Source organism: Rhodococcus sp. T2V, assembly GCF_029269925.1.
In the GTDB taxonomy this organism is placed as follows: domain Bacteria; phylum Actinomycetota; class Actinomycetes; order Mycobacteriales; family Mycobacteriaceae; genus Rhodococcus_F; species Rhodococcus_F koreensis.
Genome location: NZ_JARJBD010000128.1, coordinates 1 through 21,615, shown reverse-complemented (window position 1 = coordinate 21,615; position 21,615 = coordinate 1). Strand labels below are relative to the sequence as shown.

General features: G+C 67.5%; 24 protein-coding genes and 5 pseudogenes. 20 read left to right on the top strand and 9 right to left on the bottom strand.

Annotated features, from left to right (window positions below; translation table 11 throughout):
- The first annotated feature begins 148 nt into the window (after nucleotides 1-148).
- The 4 genes and pseudogenes from P3H15_RS48540 (at nucleotide 149) to P3H15_RS48525 (ending at nucleotide 3,107) form a co-directional block, all read left to right on the top strand.
- Entirely contained in the window at nucleotides 149-298 is a 150-nt protein-coding gene (locus P3H15_RS48540) for a hypothetical protein (protein WP_276143885.1), read from the top strand.
- 567 nt (nucleotides 299-865) lie between these two features.
- Nucleotides 866-1,330, top strand: a complete 465-nt coding sequence (locus P3H15_RS48535) for a DUF4383 domain-containing protein (RefSeq protein WP_276143884.1) — start codon at nucleotides 866-868, stop codon at nucleotides 1,328-1,330.
- 408 nt (nucleotides 1,331-1,738) lie between these two features.
- The gene (locus P3H15_RS48530; RefSeq protein ID WP_276143883.1) at nucleotides 1,739-2,446 is read left to right on the top strand and encodes a hypothetical protein; all 708 of its coding nucleotides are present in this window, start codon (nucleotides 1,739-1,741) and stop codon (nucleotides 2,444-2,446) included.
- 138 nt (nucleotides 2,447-2,584) lie between these two features.
- A pseudogene (locus P3H15_RS48525) lies at nucleotides 2,585-3,107 on the top strand (ANTAR domain-containing protein).
- A gap of 661 nt (nucleotides 3,108-3,768) precedes the next feature.
- On the opposite strand, the gene P3H15_RS48520 reads toward P3H15_RS48525, so the two are convergent.
- The 4 genes from P3H15_RS48520 to gvpO form a co-directional block, all read right to left on the bottom strand.
- Nucleotides 3,769-4,257, bottom strand: a complete 489-nt coding sequence (locus P3H15_RS48520; RefSeq protein ID WP_276143882.1) for a hypothetical protein — start codon at nucleotides 4,255-4,257, stop codon at nucleotides 3,769-3,771.
- A 350-nt stretch (nucleotides 4,258-4,607) separates the two neighbouring features.
- The gene (locus P3H15_RS48515) at nucleotides 4,608-4,814 is read right to left on the bottom strand and encodes a hypothetical protein (RefSeq protein WP_276143881.1); all 207 of its coding nucleotides are present in this window, start codon (nucleotides 4,812-4,814) and stop codon (nucleotides 4,608-4,610) included.
- A 16-nt stretch (nucleotides 4,815-4,830) separates the two neighbouring features.
- Nucleotides 4,831-5,031, bottom strand: coding sequence for a hypothetical protein (locus P3H15_RS48510; RefSeq protein WP_276143880.1), 201 nt, complete (start codon nucleotides 5,029-5,031; stop codon nucleotides 4,831-4,833).
- Nucleotides 5,028-5,351 carry a gas vesicle protein GvpO gene (gvpO, locus tag P3H15_RS48505; RefSeq protein ID WP_276143879.1) on the bottom strand — a complete coding sequence of 108 codons (324 nt, stop codon included), beginning with the start codon at nucleotides 5,349-5,351 and terminating at the stop codon, nucleotides 5,028-5,030. Before gvpO ends, P3H15_RS48510 begins: the two co-directional genes overlap by 4 nt.
- 372 nt (nucleotides 5,352-5,723) lie before the next feature.
- Here gvpO and P3H15_RS48500 point away from each other — a divergent pair, with 372 nt between their 5' ends.
- On the top strand, nucleotides 5,724-5,927 hold the full coding sequence (locus tag P3H15_RS48500; RefSeq protein ID WP_276143878.1) for a cold-shock protein: 204 nt from the start codon (nucleotides 5,724-5,726) through the stop codon (nucleotides 5,925-5,927).
- A gap of 214 nt (nucleotides 5,928-6,141) precedes the next feature.
- On the opposite strand, the gene P3H15_RS48495 is transcribed toward P3H15_RS48500, so the two are convergent.
- On the bottom strand, nucleotides 6,142-6,561 hold the full coding sequence (locus P3H15_RS48495) for a hypothetical protein (protein ID WP_276143877.1): 420 nt from the start codon (nucleotides 6,559-6,561) through the stop codon (nucleotides 6,142-6,144).
- A 124-nt stretch (nucleotides 6,562-6,685) separates the two neighbouring features.
- Between P3H15_RS48495 and P3H15_RS48490 the strand changes: the two genes are divergently transcribed.
- From P3H15_RS48490 to P3H15_RS48465, 6 genes and pseudogenes are all read left to right on the top strand, one after another.
- On the top strand, nucleotides 6,686-6,904 hold the full coding sequence (locus P3H15_RS48490; protein ID WP_276143876.1) for a hypothetical protein: 219 nt from the start codon (nucleotides 6,686-6,688) through the stop codon (nucleotides 6,902-6,904).
- Between the two features lie 81 nt (nucleotides 6,905-6,985).
- A complete protein-coding gene (locus P3H15_RS48485) occupies nucleotides 6,986-7,213 on the top strand; it encodes a hypothetical protein (protein WP_276143875.1) in 228 nt (75 codons plus the stop codon).
- Nucleotides 7,214-7,409: 196 nt separating this feature from the next.
- Nucleotides 7,410-7,682 (top strand): GlsB/YeaQ/YmgE family stress response membrane protein, encoded by a 273-nt coding sequence (locus P3H15_RS48480; RefSeq protein ID WP_276143874.1) that lies wholly within the window; start codon nucleotides 7,410-7,412, stop codon nucleotides 7,680-7,682.
- A 128-nt stretch (nucleotides 7,683-7,810) separates the two neighbouring features.
- On the top strand, nucleotides 7,811-8,032 hold the full coding sequence (locus P3H15_RS48475) for a hypothetical protein (protein ID WP_276143873.1): 222 nt from the start codon (nucleotides 7,811-7,813) through the stop codon (nucleotides 8,030-8,032).
- Nucleotides 8,033-8,260: 228 nt separating this feature from the next.
- Nucleotides 8,261-8,650 (top strand): YtxH domain-containing protein, encoded by a 390-nt coding sequence (locus P3H15_RS48470; RefSeq protein WP_276143872.1) that lies wholly within the window; start codon nucleotides 8,261-8,263, stop codon nucleotides 8,648-8,650.
- Nucleotides 8,651-8,821: 171 nt separating this feature from the next.
- Nucleotides 8,822-9,033, top strand: a pseudogene (locus P3H15_RS48465) (ANTAR domain-containing protein); the annotation flags it as partial.
- A 639-nt stretch (nucleotides 9,034-9,672) separates the two neighbouring features.
- Here P3H15_RS48465 and phoU read toward each other — a convergent pair.
- Together phoU and P3H15_RS48455 are read right to left on the bottom strand one after the other, a co-directional pair.
- The gene (gene phoU / locus P3H15_RS48460; RefSeq protein ID WP_276143886.1) at nucleotides 9,673-10,320 is read right to left on the bottom strand and encodes a phosphate signaling complex protein PhoU; all 648 of its coding nucleotides are present in this window, start codon (nucleotides 10,318-10,320) and stop codon (nucleotides 9,673-9,675) included.
- A gap of 455 nt (nucleotides 10,321-10,775) precedes the next feature.
- Nucleotides 10,776-11,147, bottom strand: coding sequence for a hypothetical protein (locus P3H15_RS48455; protein ID WP_276143871.1), 372 nt, complete (start codon nucleotides 11,145-11,147; stop codon nucleotides 10,776-10,778).
- A gap of 206 nt (nucleotides 11,148-11,353) precedes the next feature.
- On the opposite strand from P3H15_RS48455, the gene P3H15_RS48450 reads away from it, so the two are divergent.
- The 9 genes and pseudogenes from P3H15_RS48450 to P3H15_RS48405 all read left to right on the top strand — a co-directional run bounded on the left by P3H15_RS48450 (nucleotide 11,354) and on the right by P3H15_RS48405 (nucleotide 20,055).
- Complete coding sequence (locus P3H15_RS48450; RefSeq protein ID WP_276143870.1) at nucleotides 11,354-11,545, top strand: hypothetical protein; 192 nt, start codon at nucleotides 11,354-11,356, stop codon at nucleotides 11,543-11,545.
- Between the two features lie 157 nt (nucleotides 11,546-11,702).
- Entirely contained in the window at nucleotides 11,703-12,191 is a 489-nt protein-coding gene (locus P3H15_RS48445) for a hypothetical protein (protein ID WP_276143869.1), read from the top strand.
- A pseudogene (locus P3H15_RS48440) lies at nucleotides 12,188-13,416 on the top strand (NRAMP family divalent metal transporter). Before P3H15_RS48445 ends, P3H15_RS48440 begins: the two are co-directional and overlap by 4 nt.
- On the top strand, nucleotides 13,413-13,817 hold the full coding sequence (locus tag P3H15_RS48435) for a hypothetical protein (RefSeq protein ID WP_276143868.1): 405 nt from the start codon (nucleotides 13,413-13,415) through the stop codon (nucleotides 13,815-13,817). Before P3H15_RS48440 ends, P3H15_RS48435 begins: the two are co-directional and overlap by 4 nt.
- Complete coding sequence (locus P3H15_RS48430) at nucleotides 13,804-14,160, top strand: hypothetical protein (protein WP_276143867.1); 357 nt, start codon at nucleotides 13,804-13,806, stop codon at nucleotides 14,158-14,160. Before P3H15_RS48435 ends, P3H15_RS48430 begins: the two co-directional genes overlap by 14 nt.
- Nucleotides 14,161-14,504: 344 nt before the next feature.
- Nucleotides 14,505-14,639 carry a hypothetical protein gene (locus P3H15_RS48425; protein WP_276143866.1) on the top strand — a complete coding sequence of 45 codons (135 nt, stop codon included), beginning with the start codon at nucleotides 14,505-14,507 and terminating at the stop codon, nucleotides 14,637-14,639.
- Nucleotides 14,640-15,084: 445 nt separating this feature from the next.
- Nucleotides 15,085-18,536: pseudogene (locus P3H15_RS48420) on the top strand (protein kinase).
- Between the two features lie 597 nt (nucleotides 18,537-19,133).
- Nucleotides 19,134-19,289, top strand: a complete 156-nt coding sequence (locus tag P3H15_RS48410; protein ID WP_276143865.1) for a DUF6131 family protein — start codon at nucleotides 19,134-19,136, stop codon at nucleotides 19,287-19,289.
- Between the two features lie 412 nt (nucleotides 19,290-19,701).
- Nucleotides 19,702-20,055 (top strand): low affinity iron permease family protein, encoded by a 354-nt coding sequence (locus P3H15_RS48405; RefSeq protein WP_276143864.1) that lies wholly within the window; start codon nucleotides 19,702-19,704, stop codon nucleotides 20,053-20,055.
- A 389-nt stretch (nucleotides 20,056-20,444) separates the two neighbouring features.
- On the opposite strand, the gene P3H15_RS48400 is transcribed toward P3H15_RS48405, so the two are convergent.
- Together P3H15_RS48400 and P3H15_RS48395 are read right to left on the bottom strand one after the other, a co-directional pair.
- The gene (locus P3H15_RS48400) at nucleotides 20,445-20,993 is read right to left on the bottom strand and encodes a DUF6328 family protein (RefSeq protein ID WP_276143863.1); all 549 of its coding nucleotides are present in this window, start codon (nucleotides 20,991-20,993) and stop codon (nucleotides 20,445-20,447) included.
- Nucleotides 20,994-21,407: 414 nt separating this feature from the next.
- Nucleotides 21,408-21,615: pseudogene (locus P3H15_RS48395) on the bottom strand (hypothetical protein); the annotation flags it as partial.

The window sequence follows — 21,615 nt, the reverse complement described above, 5'->3', positions numbered from 1 at the left end:
CACCGGCTGCCGCCGCACCGTCCCGGATCTGCACCCCATGCTCGACCACCTCGACGCCGAACTCGACCTCCTCGAAACCGCCGTCGGACTCTGACCCACGCCCCACCCGCACCGCAACCCCCACCTCGGAACGCAGACAGGAACCGCCATGATGAACACCCCGACCACACCAGCCACCGCAACAACCGGAGTCCGCGGCACCACACACGGCTCGGCGATCAGCACCGAGGAAATCAAGGCCCGAATCGAGGCCATGTTCGCCGACGACCACCCCGATCAACACCATCAGGCGCGCTGACACCCGCCCCCGACAGACCCGCGGGCCGTACCCGACACCAGTCCTCGCGACCACACGAATGTGGCGTCGCACGCGGTTCACAACCTACAACAGCGTGGTTGTAGCTGTGGTGCGTACACCGCCACGCTCGAGGATCGGCCATCTCGCTCCCGACGGCCGTGGCTCGGCAACAACACCCGACCGGCTGCCCGGGCCCGGCCACTATCCGAAAATACCCCGAGATCTTCGACATGCTTTGCCACCCTGAGCCATCACTCCAACGCCCCGCCCCGTAGGCCCCCCGGTGATTGATCGGAGGACGCGCCGGACATGGAACGCGGTCCACTCTCGGCGGGAAATCATCTCCGCCCGCGAGGCGTAGAACTCGTCGGCGCCGTGCGCGAGGCCCACTTCCGATCAGCACGACCCGCGCATCGCTCACCCACACTCGACCAGTGCGAACAGTCAACTCACCGAGCATGGCTGACGACGGCGGGCGCGTCGTTCGAACGGCTGTTTCCCGGTGGGGTGCCGGGGTACCACTGGGGAACAGACATTCGAGTTCGTACCGTCGAGAAAGGCACTCCCATGACTCGACCGGCCGCGTCACCGACGACGCGCTCACCCCTGCAACTCGCCGCCCTGATCGTCGGGGCGGTGTTCCTCCTCGTCGGCGTCCTCGGCTTCATCCCGGGAATCACCACCGACTACGACATGCTCACCTTCGCCGGCCACCACTCCCAGGCCATGCTGCTGGGGGTGTTCGCGGTGTCGATCCTGCACAACATCGTGCACCTGTTGTTCGGTGTCGCCGGTATCGCGATGTCCCGGCACGCCGACACCGCAAAGCTGTTCCTCATCGGCGGCGGGATCATCTACCTCGTCCTGTGGATCTACGGTCTGCTCATCGATCAGGCCAGTGATGTGAACTTCGTGCCCGTCAACACCGCCGACAACTGGCTGCACTTCGTGCTCGGCGTCGCGATGGTTGCGCTCGGGTTCCTGCTCTCCCGCACCACCGCGTCGATCGGGCCCCGAGCCGGAACGCGCTAGGTTTCGTCGGCCCGAGCCTCGGGCGATCGGCCGCCCGACGACGCAGCATGCCCCCGGCCGACCGATGAGCGGCTCAGGTACGGCGAACCACGTTCACTCCGCGACACAGGGCGGCTCCACGAGCCGCGGGGACCCGCGCAGCCGCACCCAGCTGCCGGGCAGGGCGAACTGGGCTGTACCAGCGATTACCCCACGGACGCCTGCTTACGCGCGTCGGCCGTCCGACTCCGTGACAGGCCGGCACAAGTGTGACGGTTACCGTTCTCCGTGAAGGGTATTTCGAGTCGACATGAGCGCGGGAGTACCCCCACCGGCGTGGTGCTCAGGCGGGGGCCGGTGGGGGTACTCCCCCTCGCCGAAAGGATCGGCTTCGCCGGTCCTTTCGGCGAGGAGGAGTGGTGAGAGGTCATGAATCTGGTGAGCGGTGCGGCACGGGCGGTGACCGGGGTGGGTGAGGCCGCGACTGCCGCCCTCGGCGCCATCGGCGCAGCCACGGTCGGCGGCCTGGTCGGCAGCCTCAAGGGCGCGGCCGCCGGCGCGGCGGGTGCGCACCGCGGCAGTCATTCGACACCGGCCGCCGTGTTGACGATGGACGCGGTCGCGGCGACCGGGGTGGTGCAGTGGCCGATCGCCGCTGCGGTCGGCGGGACCGCACTGGTTCTCGACCAGCTAAAATCCGGCACATCAGGCCAGCAGAAGCCCGGTAACGGCACCACGTCGAGTGTCGGCGCGTCGCCCGCTACCTCAGCTGCGCCGAAACGCCGAACGGCAGCGAAGCCTGCGAGCAAACACCGAACGGCAGCGAAGCCGCCGTCCCGGCCCACCCCTGACAGCAACGCCCAGGCCGCGAGATCCGTAGCCTCATCCGGCCAGAGGACGGTAGTCGCGGAGGCGGAGCAGCATGCGCACATACCCCGCCTCCGCCGCCGCGGTCGCAGCATCGAGTCGGGCGAGTTCGGCGGGTCCGGCAGTGCCGATATCGAGGTGCATCTGTTCGGCAACCCAGTGCCGAATCGACTCGTGCGTAGTCATGCGATCACCTCCTTCCCTCGGAGTACCCAAGTTCCGGTGCGTTGTGGGATGCACATCAATCAGTTCGGCTGCCAATCCCCCTGATGTGTCCGTTGTTCCGCGGATTTCGGCGACGAACCGCCCCTGCGGCCGCCGCAGGCGGGGGCACTTCGACGAAACGTCCCTCGGAACCTACGGCTCGGATCGGCCACACCCTGTGCCGCTCATGCGCTAAGAAGAGGCGTGGATTCGGAGCAGGTGTTCGGTGGCGGTGAGCCGCAGCGGGTGGGTAGCTTCCGGTTCTTCCTGGACGGGCAACGGTGGGAATGGTCCGACACCGTCGCCCACATGCACGGGTACCAACCCGGCGAGGTCACCCCGACCACCGAACTGCTGCTCTCCCACAAACACCCCGAGGACCACGACGACAGCGGCGCCGTCATCGGCACGACCGGCTTCTACATCGACATCACCGACTCCCACCGCAACGACGTCAAAGACTCCGTCGACGAAACCGTCGCCGCCCTCGAACAATCCCGGGCGGTGATCGAACAGGCCAAGGGGGCGCTGATGCTGGTCTACGGCATCCCCGCCGACCGCGCGTTCGACATCCTCACCTGGCGCTCCCAGGAAACAAATACACGGCTCCGCGCCCTCGCCGAACGGATCGTCGCTGCATTCGGCGAACTCGAACCCGACACCGGCCTGCGCACGGTTCGATCACCTACTCCTCACCGCCCACCAACGAGCCCCACGACCGCAGTAGGGCGCGGTCCTGCGGGCTGTTCAGGGTCAACCCGCAGGACCTGGACCGGTGACCCGACCGGTCGAGTACCGACCCTGACTCTCCGATTGCCCCGATATCCGCACACGGAATCCGCTCTCGTGCCGGGGATGAACCCCGCCGGTGAGGGAGAAGAGCCGGCACCGACACCGTGGTGGAGGCGGGATGCGTGGCGCGGTCCGCGCTGGTACACGCCGCTCACGGGTCGACACGCTGCCGTTTCGTGTGCATCGGATTTCGTCGAGAAGTCGGTGACGAGGAGGGCCCGAACCGGGCGTCGACGGCGCCGAAGTTCTGTGGTGCCGCTTCCCCACCCTCGGCCGCGGGTACTCGGGCGAGACCCCTACGACGGAAAGCGTGGTGGCCGTGCCGGCGAAACAGCAATACCACCGGCCACCGGTGCCGATCAGACGGTGGCCCGAGAGCCCACCACCGGCCACCGGCCTCACCGAGGTCCACCGGCGGCGGCACCTGGCCACCCTGCCGCACTGACCCTGGAATTGCGGGCTGGCAGGAACACGTTTCGGCGAACGATTCCAATGTGTGTTCCCGCGGCCAGCGGACTGACGGGACGAGCTCGCCGCGCTCCCTCGGGTTCTGGTTCGGTTGATGCCGACGTCGGGTGCGGGAGTCACTGTGGCTGTTACCTTCCCGCGTCGGATTCGGAGGTGGTGGGGAACGGGCTGGGGCCGAGCGCGACGGTGAGGGAAGTGGGATGGAGTCCGATCTCGGTCCAGCTGGTGGTGACGATCAGCGACCCGGTGCGCGGGTAGGTGCCGATCCAGTACCACGGCGTCGTGCGGTACGGCCCGGATTCGTCGAAGCGGGGTTCGGTCGGGTGAAGCGGGTCGGCGGGGCCGCCGAGGTCGTCGACGAGGACCAGCACGGTCAGGTAGGACCACCGCGCCGACCAGTCGTGGGGGTCGGTCAGGGGACGGGTTTCGTAGCGGGCGAAGTCGGCGCGGATCCCGGTGACCCGCATCGCCAGTTGCAGCAGCAGCCCGGACGCGAATGCGGTGACCGCAGACAGTTCGAGAGTCAGGTCTTTCTCGGCCGTGATCGGCACCGGTGCATGCACGCGAAGACCCCGGTCGGGGGGCGGCGCGATGGCCGGCCAACGATGGCGGCGCATGCTTCATCTTCGCACCACTCGCCGCCCGACGGGCCCGGGATCAGGCGCGGAATTGCGTGTTTCCCAGAGACATTCGCCCGGAGGCACCAGTGGTGCCGAGCCGAAGAGGTCCCGCAGTCGACTGACGGCCGCCGTGACGGTGAGGCGGGGTGCCCCTGCCGAAACGCCACCCCGTGAACGCCCCGGTCCGGACGTACCTGAGAAATGGTCGGGTAGTCGGTGGAGGTGACGTTCTACGCCTTCTGCGTCTTACCTGGGTACGAGATCCAGCCGTCGCGGCCCTCGACTAGATCCCCCGGCGGACCGTCGAGCAGCCCCAGCAGCAGCTCACACGCCACAGGGGAACCCGGTCAGGGAAGGCGCATCAGCCGTCCGGCGAGCGTGAACAGACGACTCGCGAGCCTGATGACGGGAAGCCCCAGCGGAATCAGGATGACCGTCACGCAGAGCACCCCACCGACAAGCCAGAGCAGCGCCGCAACGATCCCCAGCACCACGCCGAGCAGGGCCGTGACGATCCCCAGCAGCGCGTTGAGTAGGCCACGTAGCGCACCCATGATGTCCTCCTGGCTTCTATTCTGCGCGCCCGCGGGCCGGCACGCACTGCTGCGACCACGGCGTTGCCCGATGATGGGTGCGCATGCTCTCCACAACACTCCCCCACCGCGCTCGTTCTTCGTCGACACGCACACCGATGTGAGCGCCGACGCCGGTGGTGTGTGCGGGCTCGAACTTTTCACCGGCAACCGTCACCGTCACCGTCGCTTCGGTCATTGTGGGGCGTCTTCGTCTTCGTCGTCGATGGGCAGCCCCTCGTCCGCCACCCTGATGGCGGAGCCCCGCCGGAATCGACGAGTCCTGCGGTACGACAGCATTTCCCCGTCCAGATCCAGCACCACCTCGTACAGTGCCAACATGTCCGCCGACGGGGGAATGTGCCGGTCGTCGACCACCTCCACCTCCACCATCCACCCCTCCTCGGTCGGCAACACCGCCGTCGCGCCCTCCGACTCCTTTCCGATCAACACCTCGATGTCACGCACCGCGGCCGACACGGCCGCCGCCGCCGACACGGGCGGGGGATGGACCACCATCGGAAACCATCCCCTTCTCCTTCGTGAGCATCGGCTGTGAGCTGGCCATACACCCATCCTTCACCGCATGCGGCGCAGCCACCAGGACACCGGAGCCGAGGGCACCCACCGTCGGACACGCGAACCAACCGTTCGGGTCGTACCGCACCGACTCCCGCTGCAACCGGCCCGATCTCGGCCCTCCGGTGCCTGCCGCGGCGAGGGGTCCAGGACCTTTGCCCCTACCCACCGGGTGCTGTTTCTGCCATCGTTCAGATCGAGGACACCGCGCCCCGTCGCGTTCCGGCCGTCCGGGGAAATGCCGGGGTCAGGACGTTCGCGGTCGGTCCTCGGTAGACGGTGCCGGCTCGCCGGGACAGGGAGTGAGCGACCATGGCGCAGGGCACGGTGAAGTGGTTCAACGGCGAGAAGGGCTTCGGATTCATCAGCCCCGACGACGGCAGTGCGGACCTGTTCGTCCAGTTCTCCGAGATCCAGTGCACCGGATACAAGTCGCTCGAGGAGAATCAGCGGGTCGAGTTCGAGATCGGCCGGGGACAGAAGGGGCTGCAGGCCCAGAACGTGCGCCCTACCTGAGGAAGCCCCGCACCCCGCGCAGGCAATAGAGCCGCACCGCGCGCAGGCAATAGAGCCGCAACGCCCACCCGGTGCCCCGCGAGACCTTGCCTCCGGGTGGGCGCGCTCATCGCCGGGTCAGCGCTTGCCCTGCGGGCAGGAGGAAGAACGCCCAGCCTGGGTTCGGTTCTGACCCGGCAGCGCCGCCACTGCTCTGCTTTTCCTCTGCGCGCCTTCAGCGGCGGCGGTCGTCCATCGCACGCAGGAAGTGGCGCAGGCTGGCCGGCAGCCGTGGGCGACCGTCCCGATCACGCGGCAGGAAACCCTCGCCCGCCACGCGGACCAACAGGGTGGTGACGTCCGCGCTGACGGCAGCGCCGGATGCGACGTGCGTGAGCGCGGCGCGTTCGGCGGGATCGAGACGTTCCCACAGGTCCAGGTAGCCGCCGTGATGGGTGCGCGCGGCGGTCGCCTCGGCCCAGTAGGTGAAGGTGAACCGGCGGATCAGGTCAGTGCCGGTGGACGCGGTGGCGCGCAGCTCGAGACCGGACCAGTGCTCGATGCCGCGGTCGCGGAGCTCGTCGGCCGCGGTGTCCAGTGCCGTGTGCCGAGGCCAGGCGCGCGGCAGGTCGAGTATCAGCAGACCCATTCCCATCGACACACGGTAAGACCAGTGCCCGATACCCGCAGTGTGTAACACCGTTGCGCAGCGATGGGAACGCTGCCCGACCCGGTGAGCGTGACGCGAGGGCTCGATTTCTCTCGACTCACCGTTCCGGGTGCTGTGTCCGAGACATGTCGACCTCGGCGGCGAGGTCGGCAACGTCGTCTACGACCCGGTCGCCGATCAGACGCTCGTCGCCGTGCAAGGGCAGGGTGATCTCGCCGCCATCGACCCCGAAACCCTGGACGTCATCCGCCGGCTCCCGTTGCCCGGCTGCCGCGGCGGCCACGGCGTCGCCCTCGACCCGCCAGCACGGCTCGCGTTCGTTGCCTGAGGGGACAACGCCAGCCTGCTCACCGTCGACCTGACAATCTGGCAGGTCACCGGCACGAACACCGTTGGCACACAACCGGACGTGCTCGCCTACGACCAGGGCGCGCAACGCCTGTACGTCGCTGCCGAGAGCGGCACCGTCAGCGTGTTCGACCAACACGGCAGGCACCTCACTGGTGACGGGTCCGGGCACCTCGCCGACGGCGCCCATGTCGTGGTCGTCGACCCCACGACCGGCCACACCTACTACCCGGTTCCCACCGGGCACGACGGTCATCCTGCGCTCCTCGAGCAAGAACCGAACCCCTGACTTCCAGCCGGACGGTGCACCTGCCGAGACATGGTCGCGGCATTTCCGGGTGAGTGATCACGACGCAGGCGTGCACTCCCCGCGCTGCTTCTCGCGGACCCCATCGGGGTATCCCTTAACCACGAGCCGTCGGCAACCCGGACGGCGGCCGTGGCACCCAAGACCACCTCGCGGGCGCCCTGGGAAAGGACCCACGATGCTCGGAATGGGAATCATCGGCTGGATCATCATCGGCGGACTCGCCGGCTGGATCGGCAGCAAAATCATGGGCACCGACGCCCAGCAAGGCATCCTCGTCAACATCGTCGTAGGCATCGTCGGCGGACTGCTCGGTGGATTTCTACTCAAGCTGCTCGGTGTCGACGTCGAAGGTGGTGGGCTGATCTTCAGCTTCCTGACCTGTCTGGGCGGGGCGGTGATCCTGTTGTTCGTGGTCAAGGCCGTCACCGGTCGCCGCGTACACCACTAGAACACCCCCACAGGGACCCGGGAGCGGGACATCGACGTAGCGCACCGACCACCAGTCCCGGCAGTCGCCTTGCCCTGGACTGCCGGGGCACGGATGAAAGATGAAGAGGTGCAACCATCGTCGAGTCGTTGATCTTCGGAGTGATCGCCTCCAGCGCCCTGGTCATCGGGGCCCTGGTCGGCGGATGGTTCACCATCCCCAAACGCGTCCTCGCCGCCATGCTGGCGTTCGCCGCAGGCGCTCTCATCACCGCGTTGACCTTCGAGTTGTTCGAAAAGTCCTACCACCCGGGCGGTCTGATCGTGGACCGCGCCACCCCCGACTTTCGTCCCGCTGATCCGCATCACTGATCCGACATCACACCTACGTGAACGACAGAAAATCTGCTTCGGCACAAAGGATCGTGATTGCGCACAAGACAATCGGGGTATCTGGATTCCTGTCCGAGCGGACGTGGCATCACCGAGGTAAAGGAAAACGCCTCCGCCAGATGAGGTCACCCACACGGTGCGTCACCGCAGCGAATGTGGGCTGCGATGTCGCAGCCGCACCGGAACGGTCGAGCACAGGAGAATGTCATGGAAAAAGCGCTGATCTTCGCAACCGGGGTGGCCGTGGGCTTCGTCGCGGGTACCCGGGCCGGCCGCCAGACCTACGAGAAGATGAGGAATCAGTCCCTCGAGCTCTGGCACAACCCCACCGTGCAGGAGAAGGTAAGTGACGCGACGCACGTCGTGAAGGACAAGGCCCCCCAGGTGCAGCAGAAGGTCGGTGCGTTGGCGAAGAAGGCCACCCACCGCGGCCACGACACCAGCGCGGGCGTCGACTCCGGCACCGCAGGCGCGGGCGTCGACTCCGGCACCGCAGGACCCCAGGACGGGGCGGCCGTGGTCGCAGCTCCGGCGGTCACCGAGCCGACCGTTCCTCCGGCGACGACCGAGGGCAGACACACCCTCGATCCGGGCTGAGCCGCCGACAGGACGGAATCCGTCAACCCGGCCCCGCCCGGCCCGTGCCCGCCGGGCCTCACGGCACGACCGCCACGATCACCCGGCGGGTACCGACGTCATCGGGATGTGTCCCGTCCCGCCACGTTCGTCGATCACATCCCCGGGGGGCGAGTGGGCCCGTCATGGGTGGCAAAAGGGGCCCTGATGCTGATCTACGGCATCCCCGCCGACCGCGCGTTCGACATCCTGACCTGACGCTTCCAGGAAACCAATACCCGGCTTCGCACCCTGGCCGAACGAATCGTCGCCGCATTCGGCGAGCTCGAACCCGACACCGTCTGCGCACCCGGTTCGACCATCTGCTGCTCACCGCCCACCAACAAGCCCGCCAACCGCAGTAGCAGGACTGGCCCCGGGCTCTGGAATGCGTGACGAAACCGGTTTGAGGATCTGCAGATTGAGGTGATTGCTTCGGGCGTTCTGGTCACTGTTCAGGGGCCAGAGGGATGGCTGTCATACCGCGGACAGCAAACGCCCAGGGTGCTCTACGTTCTGGCCGCACACACCAGACAAGCCTTTCGCGACCACTTCGGCAACGGCCACTGCGTCGGGTCGACGTGCGCCTGCTGCTCCATCCCTCGCGTCGACCGCCCGCACACAGTTTCCAGCTCGTTCCACGACCGACCCTGAGGATCGGGCCAGTGCACGGCGTGCACGTGACCCGTCGTCACCACACCGGGGACGTATCTGCCCCCGTAGGACGGGTCGTCGTGCGCCGTCACCTGCAGCGCCGTGCAATAACTCGGCATAACTCCACACTAGGCCGGTCATCGACCGTGGGATCCTGTCCGACCTCGAGCCCTACAACTGCTGCTTCGCCGGCAGAGTGGCAGCACAACTGCCCTTGTCGTCGACGGATCCCGCTGACACCGGATCGCGCGACCGGGTGCGGGTGCCGGCGCGGCCTCGGTTGTGATGTGTGACCCTCATTTTCCACCAGGATTTCTGGCGAAACCGATCGCGGAGACCGCGGTGACGGACTACTGCGCCAGTTGTTCTCCGGTAACGAAGAAGATCACCCGGCGGCCAACCACCACGGTGTGGTCGCCGAACCGTTCGTAGAACCGGCCGAGCAACGTCGCGTCGACCGCGACGGTGACGCTGTCGGTCCACGCGGGATCCTGAATCAGATCCAACAGCTGGCGATGCAGGTTATCGAGTTCGTCGTCGCGTCGATCCAGTTCCGCGGCCAGTTCGGAATCTCGGGTCCGGAGCACCTGCTCGGCCAGATCGGCCAACTCGCCCGCCAACCGGCCCATTCGCCCGAGAAGCTGTTCGGCCTCGCCGGAAGCGACGTGGTTGGGGTGCCGGCGGCGCACACTTTCGGCCACATGCTGCGCCAGCCCACCCATCCGGCTCAGGTCCGCCACCAGGTGCACCCCGGTGACGACCTGCCGCAGATCCCGCGCGACCGGAGCCTGCAACGCCAGCAGCGTCATCGCCTGCTCCTCGCACGGGCCCCGCAACGCCTCGATCTGCTCATTGATCTCGAACACCCGCTCGGCCGCGGACAGGTCCGCCAGCACCAGCGCCGAGGTCGCCGACGTGATGGCCTGTCCTGCCTCGTGGCACATCGACGCCAACTGATCGGTCAGCGCATCGAGTTGCTCCTGGAACCTCATCCGCATGCTCATCCTTATATCCACCACACCGATCCGCCAACGGCCCGCCGGAACCGGCGTTGAGCGAGTTTCGATCTTCGGCAGGTGTTGGCCGCGATCAGCTCGCGCTGGAACTCGGCCAGCGCCGGCCGTCGAGGTAGAACCGAAAACTCGCCCTGTGAGGCGCATTCGAGCCGAGGAACTCCCACTGCCCACCGCTGCACCCACTGCCCGTAGTAAGACCAACTCCGCCTCGGACGCCACTTGCCACAGCATGCGAGCACGCACGCACATCGGAGCGCACACAGATGCGCTGTCGACGGGAGTCGAGCTTCCCGATCTCCCCTTGCAGGTCATTCGTTCGCTGGGCCCTGATTCAACCGACTGACGGCGATGACGGCGTGGCTCATGCATCCGGAGGAGGGTCGGTGGTGTGCCCTATCTTCGCGTGACGATGTGTGCCACACACAACACGCCCTCGACTACGCCTGACACATCCCCGCAGACACCGCGACGATGGGGTCCGTCGAGTTCCAGATTGCTTGGCAGCGCCTGCGGGTGAGTTCGTCGGAGTTGGCGAGGAGGGCGTCGAACAGCGACCGAGGGTCGGCGTGCCAGCACTGGACGAGTGTGTCGATCTCGCGCACGGTGAGGAGGCCGGAGCGGGCGGCGGGGACGATCCAGTCGTCGAACTGGCGTTGCCGGATCCGTGCTATCGCGTCGAGGTCGAGTGGCTCGTCGCTGGTGTCGATCGAACACATCGCCGCGACCAGGTCTTGGAGCTTGCGTGTGCGGATAGGCATGGTGGCCTGGCCTGTGCCGCCGGTATCGCGCACCGACTGTTCGGTGGTCATGGTGCATGCACCTCCACCGATCGTTTATCCGCAACGGGGTTTTTGTAAACGCTGGGGGTGAGCGTCCTTGGATTGACGCACCGGGCACGTCGTACCGGGACTGACTGAAGACCTGGGGGAGGACGAATGAGGATCGGTCGATGTCGTCGCGCTGCGCTGTCCGGTCGGGGTGGCAACCTCCTGCGCGGAGTGCGAGACTGGGGCGCGTGAGATATCGCGTCCGTGCTGTACACGGCCGGATCCGTTGTTTCGTGCCGCTGCTCGTCGAGAAGGCGACCCGCCGGGACGTCGACAACGACCCCGCTCCCGCACCCGCGGGCACTGCCTCCGACGCCGCGGTGCGCGGTGAGATCGGTGGGAGTGGACTTTCGCCCCTACCCACCCCGATGCTCGATTAGGAACACTGACCGGTGACCGGAGGGGTACCCGTTGCCTGGCCGTCACCGCTCGGTCCACACCATGCTGCTGATTGCGGTTTCGCGGCGACCAGGCCGATTGACCGGATCCACCACGGGCGGGACATCTACGGTGTAACTGGTGATGATGATCCGGTGTGTGTCGACGCCTTTGCCGCGCCGGCGGGCGGGCGCTGCGATGCGACTGGGGTCCGCCGTGGTGGCGGTGGTGGCGCTCGGGTTGCTCGCGGGCGGGTGCGCCTCGATGCGTGGTGGTGTGGAGGGCGACTTCGAGCGGGCGGCGCAGCAGATCGCGTCGGCGGCAGTGTCGAGCCAGTTGAGTGTGACCGCCTACGCCGACGGCCGCACTACCGTCGCGGCGACCGAGACAGCGTTGGCGGACATGCTCGAGGAGGTCGACCAGGCCGCCTCGTCGACGGCGGATCGGCAGGTCGACACCCGCGACCAAGTACAGCTTCGCGCCGAGGTGCTGCGGTGGGCCGACACCGTCACCGGGGACATCGTCCGCGGCCGCGACATCGTCACCGGCGTCGGGCAGCCTGCGGATCTTCCGCAGGTGGCCGCCGGTCTCGGCGACGCCGGTGCCCACCTGCAGATGCTCGCCGACCGCCTCAAGGCGGCGCAGTGACCCGGATCTTCGCCGTCGCGTTGGGTGTGCTGACCGCGATCGGCGGATTCTTGATATCGGCGATCTGGTCACCAACGCGGTGGTCGGCTCGCGTTTCGGGTTATCTTTGGCCTGGGTGGTGCCGGTGGGGGTGCTGGGGATCTGCCTGTTCGCCCAGATGTCCGGGCGGGTCGCCGCGGTCAGTGGCCGGGCCACCTTCGAGATCATCCGCGAACGACTCGGACCCCGGATGGCGGTGGCGAACCTGAGCGCCTCCTTCCTGATCAACCTGCTCACCCTGACCGCCGAGGTCGGCGGCATCGCCCTGGCCCTGCAACTGGCCAGCAGCGTGAATCCGAAGCTGTGGATCCCGGTGGCCGCGCTGGCGGTGTGGTTGGTGATCTGGCGGGTGAAGTTCTCGGTGATGGAGGACGTCACCGGGTTGGTCGGGTTGTGCCTGATCATGTTCGCCGTCGCCGTCTTCCTCCTCGGCCCGGACTGGGGTGCCCTCGCCGACCAGGCCCTGACCCCGTCGGTCGAAGAAGGCGAAACCGTTGCGGCGTACTGGTATTACGCGATCGCGTTGTTCGGTGCGGCGATGACCCCGTACGAAGTGTTCTTCTTCTCCTCCGGCGCCGTGGAGGAGAAGTGGACCGTCGACGATCTGGCAAAGTCCCGCCTGAACGTGCTGGTCGGGTTTCCGCTCGGTGGGATCCTGTCGGTGGCGATCGCCGCGTTGTCGGCGATGGTGTTCCTGCCCGGTGGCGTCGAGGTGACCAGCCTGTCGCAGGTACTGATTCCGGTGGCCGAGGCCGGCGGCAAGCTGGCGGTGGCCGTGATCATCGTCGGGATCGTGGCGGCCACCTTCGGCGCCGCGCTCGAGACCACCCTGTCCGGCGGATACACCCTGGCGCAGTTCCTGGGTTGGTCGTGGGGGAAGTTTCGGCGTCCGGCGCAGGCGGCCCGATTCCACCTGACCATGCTGGTGTTGCTGGTCGTTGCGGTGGGGGTGTTGATGACCGGGGTGGATCCGATCCTGGTGACCGAGTACTCGGTGGTGTTCTCGGCGATCGCGCTGCCGTTGACGTATCTGCCGGTGCTGATCATCTCCAACGACCCGCAGTACATGGGCCGGCACGTCACCGGCCGGGTCGTCAACGCGCTCGGTACGGTGTATCTGGTGATCATCATGGCCGCCTCGGCGGCGGCGATCCCGTTGATGATCGTCACGGGAGCGGGACAATGACCACACCACAGCGGTCCGGAGACCGGGACGGTCGGGGCGGCCGGCTGATCGATGCCCGGTTACATCTGCTGGACCGGCAAATCCTCGACTGCAACGACGTTCCCGTCGCCACCGTCGACGACCTCGAACTCACCGGAATCGAGACCGGACACCGCCTCGACCGGGCCGATCCGCCGCGAATCGATGCGATCCTCACCGGCTTTACCCTCGCGACCCGCATCTTCGGGGGCCGGCCGCCCCGGTCCCGTCTCCAGCGGATCCACTGGAGCGACGTGGCGTCCGTGGGCATCACCCTCGGCTTGCGGGTGCGCTCGGACACCCTCGACGCGACCTGGCCCGAACGGTGGGTACGAGACCAGATCATCAGCCGCATCCCCGGAGGACGACATGCTCCTGACTGACCTGCTCGACCTACCGGTCCACGACGGCGACGATCACCGCGTCGGCTGGGTGATCGATCTGCGCTTCCACATCCCCGACAACACACACGACGGCGGAGGCGAAAACGACCAACCGATACCGCCACCCGAGCTCGTCGGTGTCCTGATCAGCCCCCGACGCCGCGGATCCTACCTCGGATTCGAACGGACCGACGTGCGCTCCCCGCGCCTGCTCGCCGGATTAATCCGGTGGCGTCACCGCGCCACCTTTTTGGTGGCCTGGACCGACGTCGACCGCGTACTCGCAGGCGCCGTCGTTCTGCACGAGCACTACCAGCGGCACTCGCCGCTGCTGACCCGGTAGAGCCGCCGATCCCAGGGTGAGTTCGTGCACAGAGCGAGAGCTGATGCCGAACCCGAACGGAGCCTGCTCGACAGGCGAAGCGGCTCCACGGACCGTATTGCCGGTTCGTGGAGCCGTGCCCAGCTGCCGTGCAGGGCGAACCGGGCTGCCCCGGCGATTACCCCCACATCGACGGTTTTACGCACAGCTTTCGATCTCGAGTGCCACCACGCGTCCCACGACGAAGCGCGCCAACGCACCGGAGTTGCCTCGATATTCCGGTCCTGACACACCGATCCCCGGCAGCATGCCGCCGGGAATGCGCGCCTGGCAGAGGGAAACACCAACGAAACGGACCGGTATCGATGTCGATTACCGCTCTCCGCGAGCGGTTTTCCGGTGAGCATGAGGAGCCGCACCGACTGTATGTCGTGATCGGCGCGGCCGGCAGTGCGGAAACCAGCGTCATCTGCGCGCTGCACCGCGAGTCGGCATCGTAGAACTCGTCGGCATCGCGCCGAATTGATCATGAGGTTCTCGCGCACAACATTGCTCAGTCTTCGGAACGGCCCGCGCTGCCGTCCATGCCAATTACTGCATCGACCTCGTGGGAGACCCGGAGCTGTCCTGGTCGCTTCGCTGGGTAATCATGTCCGCACGGGGACGGTGTTTTCAGATCGTGCGCATGCGCGGTGCGGCGGGTGTCCTCTTCACCCTCACCGAGGTCGTACCACCTCCGATGACGACTCCTGCTGTGTCGAAAAGGGGTGGGTCCGCACCCGGGGCTGGTCGCTCAGCGATGGTGTGACCTTCGGCTGGGGAGTTCTTCCGCTGCCCCTGCGTAGAACATGCAGAATCGGGCACCCGTCGAGGGTGGGATCTGCGAGAGCGCTCCCCCCGCGATGGGTGCTCTCCTCACGTTCGAAGGTGAGGCGCAAGACTTTCATGATCGACGTCGATCCACTGTCGACACAACGGGATCGATTTCCCGATATCACTGCCGAACTGGACCAGGCGGGTTTCACCGAGGCGCTGGAGATCGGTCGTGGCGGGTTCGGTGTGGTCTTCCGATGCCGGCAACCCGCCCTCGACCGCACCGTGGCGATCAAGGTCCTCACCGCGGAGCTGGACCAGGAGAACGTCGAAAGGTTCCTGCGGGAGCAGCGGGCGATGGGCCGGTTGTCGGGGCATCCCCACATCGCACCTGCGTTGCAGGCGGGTGTCACCGACCGCGGCCGCCCCTACATCGTGATGCCGTATCACCGGCACGGGTCACTGGACGATCGGATCCGCCGGCACGGCCCCCTCAGATGGGCGGAAGCGGCCGCGCTCGGGGTGAAACTAGCAGGTGCACTGGAGACGGCGCACCGGGCGGGCACCCTGCACCGGGACGTCAAACCGGCGAACATCCTGATCACCGAGTACCGGCAGCCGCAGCTGTCCGATTTCGGCATCGCACGGATCGCGGGCGGTTTCGAGACCGCGGGCGGCGTGCTCACCGCATCTCCCGCGTTCACCGCGCCCGAGTTGCTCAAAGGTGACGCGCCCTCCCCCGCCTCCGATATCTACGGTTTGGGCGCGACCCTGTTCGCCGCGGTCACCGGCCACGCCGCCTACGAGCGGCACAGCGGTGAGCGGGTGATGACACAGTTCCTCCGGATCGTCACCGAATCGGTGCCCGATCTCCCTGCTGATGTGCCGGACGACGTGGGCGCCGTGATCGAGCAGGCGATGGCGGGGCGCCCGGGTGACCGGCCGGCCACCGCGTTCGCGTTCGGAGACCACCTGCGCACCCTGCAGCGCCGACACGGGGTGCCGGTCGACGACATGGCCCTGTCCCCGACCGGCGGCGACGAGCAACCGGCGGTGGCGCCGTCCCACCCGGTGGTTTCCGGGCCGCGGCCGACGCCGCCGCCCGCTCCCGCGACGAAGTACCGTCCGCCGGTGTCGGTGGGTCCGATCGTGCTACGGGCTCGGCTGCTCGACCTGTTGCGCTCACAGCAGCGGCGGCGGCTGACCGTCGTGCACGCGCCCGCGGGGTTCGGCAAGAGCACCCTGGCGACTCAGTGGTCGGAGGTGCTCGTCGCCGACGGGGTGGACGTCGCCTGGTTGACCGCCGATGTGGACGACGACGACCCGATCTGGTTCCTCGCGCATGTCGTCGAATCGATCCGCCGTGTGCGTCCCGGTCTGGCGGCCGAGTTGGACGACGCCCTGGGCGCACACGGTGATGCGGCGGTGCGGCCCGTGCTGACCTCGCTCATCAACGAGATCCACGACTCCGGCAGACGAGTGGCGGTCATGATCGACCGATGGGACCGGGTCACCAACCGGTCGACCCTCGCCGCCTTGGACTTCCTCATCGACCACGGCTGCCATCACCTCCAGATCGTCGTCCTCAGCCGCACGCAGGCAGGGTTGCCGCTGAGCCGGATGCGGGTGCGCGACGAACTCGTCGAGATCGACGCGGACGCGTTGCGGTTCACCGTCGACGAGGTGTCCGCTTTCCTCGACTGTCACGGGTTGGACGACGTCGCTGCCGGCCGAGTCCGCGACCTCGCCGACTCCTCCGAGGGATGGGCGGCGGCGCTGAAACTGGCGGTGACCTCACCCGGTGGCACCGACACCCCCAGCTCCGCCCTCGACCACGTCTCCGGCCGCCATCACGGGATCGCGGAATTCCTCGCCGAGAACGTGCTCGATGCTCTCGAACCCCGCACCCTCGATTTCCTGCTCGCCACCTCGGTCCCCGAACGTATCTGTGGATCACTCGCCTCGGCACTCGCACAGGACAGCCGGGCCCACACGCTGCTCGAGGACATCGAGGACCGCGACCTGTTCCTCCACAGGATCGACGAGGACCGTGGTTCCGCTACACACCGCTGTTTCGGGACTTCCTCCGCGAGCGCCTCGAGCGGGAACCTGGCCGCACCACGGCACTGCATCGCGTGGCCGCCCGGTGGTTCGCCGAACACGGAATGGCGGTCGATGCAGTCGAACACGCGCTCGCGGCCGGCGACGACGGGTCGGCGGTCGAGCTGATGGAGAGCACCGGCATGGACCTGATCGAACACGGGAATGCGGCGAAGTTTACCGACCTCGTGGCCCGGATCCCCGGTCCGCTGGTGGAGCGGCGGCCCCGACTGCTCACGGCCCTCGCGTGGGCGAATGCGCAGCTCGACCGGATACCGGCGGCGGACGCCGCGTTGCGACTGGTCGAGAAATCGGGCATCCGTGGTGAGACCGGCATCGAGACCGCCATTCTCCGTGGCGTGCTGCGGATCGCGGCGGATCGAGTCGACCCGCGAGACGACATCGACCGTGCGGTAGCGCACTGCCTGTCGGCACCGGACACGCTCCGTCCATCGGTGGTGTCCGCAGCCGCCGATGCGGCCACGTTCGCCGAGATCGCCGCGTTCCGCTTCGACGAGGCGCGGCGACTGCAGGAGTGGGCCACGACGCTGCAGAAGCGGGCGCCAGGGCCCCTCGGGTCGGGTGTGGGCGCGTGTCTGGCCGGTGTGGCGGCCACCGAGCAACTGGACGTCGCCGCGACCGAGCCGCTTTTTCGGCGCGCGATACAGCTCGCCGAGGTGGCCGGCGCACCGGGAGCGGCGCGCGCGGCAGGCGCACTGCTCGGCCGGGCGCGATACGACACCGGAAACCTGGTGGATGCGACACGCCTGCTCGACGATGCGGCGGACGTCGTCGCGGATGCTGTCGTCGTCGACTGCCTGCTCGCGTTCTACGTGACGGGCGCGCGGCTCAGTGCACTGTGCGGTGACACCGCTGCCGCCGGGCAGCGCCTGTCCGACGGTGCCGCGGCGGCCGGGGCCCGCTCACTGCCGCGTCTGGGCGCCGCAATCGCGCGGGAATGGGTGCGGCTCGGCTTGCCGGCGCCGAGTCCGGTGACCGCGCCGTACGTTTTCGAGTACGCCGGTCGGCCGCGGCCCGTGGGCGGACTGGACGAGGTGACCGCGCAACTCGCGGAAGCCACGACGATCCGCCTCCTGATGCGCGAAGGCATCCCGGAGCGGACCAACCGGGCCTGCGCCTGGGCAGGTGAATGGGTTCGCCTGCTCGACGGCCGCGGACGGCCCCGAGCGCTCCTGGCAGCGCGACTGCTGTGGACCGACTGCCTGGCCGCCACCGGACGCATCGACGACGCCAAGACCCTGCTCGTGAACATCACGGCGCAATGCGCATCACTCGGCCTGGTCCGGTTCCTGCCCGACGGGGGACCGCGCGTGGTCGCTCTCGTGCAGGCGCTATGCGACGACCATGCCGCAGGACGGTGGCGTCCGGAGTGGCCTCCGATCCCCGCAACGTTCTTCATCGACGTTCTCGCCGCCGCGGCAGACCCGTTCGGCGCACTACCCCGCGGCCCGACCACCAGGTGACATCGAACAACACCTCCAAACGCCCCACACTCGGGCCGTGGAGCGAAAACAATTGCGGCAGTCGCGAACAGAGCTGTTGCGTATGGTTGGGAACCACCCTGCTGACGCCCCGCGCAAGCAGTTGCGTCCCCGAACCGGATTTCCGGGTGCGGGCTCGAAGGGTAAGGCTCAGCGGTCTCAACGAAGACCAGATGTCCCTCTGCAGGGGCCACCGTCCACCGATGCACCGGCGCCCAGACAAGCCCGGGTTCGGCGGTGTCCGTCAGTTCGGAGTAGTTCTCTACGATCACGCCGGCGTCGCTTGTCCGAACTGCCGCCGAACCAGCACAACGGCACCCACGACCAGGTCTTCAGGCTCCGGTGTCGTGTAATCGCCCTTCTCCGGCCTGCGCGGCGAACCCTCTCCCTCGGCAATGGTGCGAGCATAAGCCCGACCCGGGGCGTCCGCCGGGTGTCGGTGTCCGAGCAGATCGCGGGCAGACCGACGCCTCGGCGCCGGCGACGATCCCCATCACCGTCGTTTCCGATCCCACCGACGGGGTAACCGAAAATCCAGGGCGCAGGGCGACGGCGCACATCGGCGAAACGAGGTTCATCGTGATCATTCTCGGACTGATTCTGCTTGTGATCGGGCTTGTGGCGCACATCTCGATCCTCACGACCATCGGGATCATCCTGCTGGTCATCGGAGCCATCCTCGCGCTCCTCGGAGGAACCGGCCGCGCCGTCGGCGGACGCCGCCACTGGTACTAAATTTCGACCAGCCCGCCAAATGCCTCTGGCTGCGTGGACAGCCTCCGGAGCGGGAACCACATCGCCCGTGAGTCTCCCCCGCTTCTCCGGACACTTCCGAACCAGATTTCATCTGGAGCCCGAGGAAGGACACGCCGAACGTGCAGCCTTCAGGCGAGGAAACGAGAACGGATTCCGACGAAGCCAGCCATCCTCGCCACGGTCACCTATTGTCCGAGGCCGAGCCCATCGGGTGCGCTCCCGACGTACCGCCCCACAGGTGTGGTACTCAGGCGCCCGGAGCCTGGAGGTCCGATTGAGATTCTCGGTGGACGGGTAGGCGAGAGGAACGTGACCAGGTACGGAATCGTCATGGCGCAGTCACCGACACCGTCAGCGGACGCGTCCATCCCCTCAACCATTTCGGACAAAATTGTCGTTCTTCGACCGATTCGCCACCCGGGCAAGCCTGTTCGCCTCCCATGCCTGGTTCTTCGCGCTCTGCGTGTTGCTGGTTCTGCTGTGGGCACCGTCGTTCCTGGTGATCGGCACCATTGACACCTGGCAGTTGATCAACACCCTGACCACCATCGTCACCTTCCTGCTGGTGGCGCTGCTGCAGAACACCCAGAAACGCGCCGATGACGCGGTCCAGCACAAACTCAACGCCATCGCCGACGCCCTCGACGACCTGATGGACGAACTCGCCGACGACAAACCCGCCCTGACCCGACACCGCGACGAACGACGCGACGCGGTCGGCCTCGAGGACCGCGAAAGCGCCTGAGTAACTCACCCTTCGTGCGCGTCAGCGGCCCGGACGGACGCTGTCTTACGCGCGGTGGCCCCGCGATCCCTGGACGAGCGGACCCTGGTCCCCCACCCCTCGCAGGTTGACCCCGCGGCACTCCCACCTCGGTGCGACCGTCGCCGTCGCCGGCCCGACCGTCACGCGAGCCCCGAGCGAGCATCAACTACTACCTGGGCGAGTGCCCTGCCCGGACTCACGGTAACCCCGTTTGCCCTGCACCTCTGGTGGCACACCCCGTGGCCTACCTCCCCGATCCCGGTGTGGCGAGCACCTTGTGGGCCGGCAGCGATGACCGCATCGGGCGGGACGGCGGGAAACCTCCTGACACCGCAGGACTGGGCAGCACGACGCTCCCCGGAGCAGCGCTACGAATCGGAGGCTGGAGACTGCTGCGACCGGTTGTCGTCGGTGCGGTTCCGCCACCGCAAGATCGTGGCCAGCAGCGTGAGTCCGACGAACATCACGGCGGCGACGACGGCCGCGACCAGCCCGACCCGTGGCGAGATCACAAAACTGAAGATCAGCAGGACCACCCCGACCAGGGCCGCGCCGAACGTCGCGATCCCGCACATCGCCAGCCGGTGCGAGGTGGCCACCAGTACCGGAAGGGCATGTTGGCGAAACACCATCCGATGAATCCCGGCGGGTGCGACCAGCAGCATCGTCGAGGCCACCGACAGCGCGACCGTCACCAGATAAACCCCCACCTCGAAGTCGGTCAGATCGGAGAAGCGCTGCTGGAAAGGCAATGTCAGCAAGAACCCGGTGAGCAGCTGCACCCCGGTCTGCACGACCCGTAACTCCTGCAACAACCCTTCCCAGTTGCGGTCCAGCCGTTGGGTTTCCGTTTCGTGGCGGGCACGGTAATTCCACTGCGTATCGTCCCGCGTCGACGCATCATCGCCTTCGGACATCACGCACCGCCGTTCCGCGAGGGTCGACCATCGCCGGACCGTGGCACGCACCCGGCACCGGAATCCGGGACAGTCGGCCGCGGACACCGGCCGACCCGGCTCCGTTTCCGTACCCTACCTCCCCGGCCCACCCGACCGGCACCTTCACGTCGGGAGAACACTGCAGGCAACGGGTGATCGCGGGCACCTCGGCCCACCCGCGAAAGTACGCTGCAGTGCGGTCCACCGACTCCCTCGAGAGGTAGATCGATAGGGACCCATTGAGCCACCGTATGATTCGATGAGCTGCCCCGACGCGAAACCACCCAACAGGTTCGGCTCCCTCGAACGGAACACTGCTGCCATGTCTGCCGTCGACCTGCGGGTCGCGCGGCGACGTTTCCGGGACTTTCGTCGCCGGAGATCCGGGACCATCTACTTCTTGTCTTCGGCCCGGCCGACGCCTCCCTGATGCGCAGGTCCCACTCCCGAGTCGCTGCCCTCGGATTCAGCGGCATCTGCGGCGGGCTTCTCCTCCGCCGGCGACGCCACCGCGCCGCGCGGGGTGTCCTCCGGTTTCGGTGACTGCATTCCGCTGGCATCGACATGCTCGTCGTGCTCCGGACGTCCTTCCGTCGTGCTG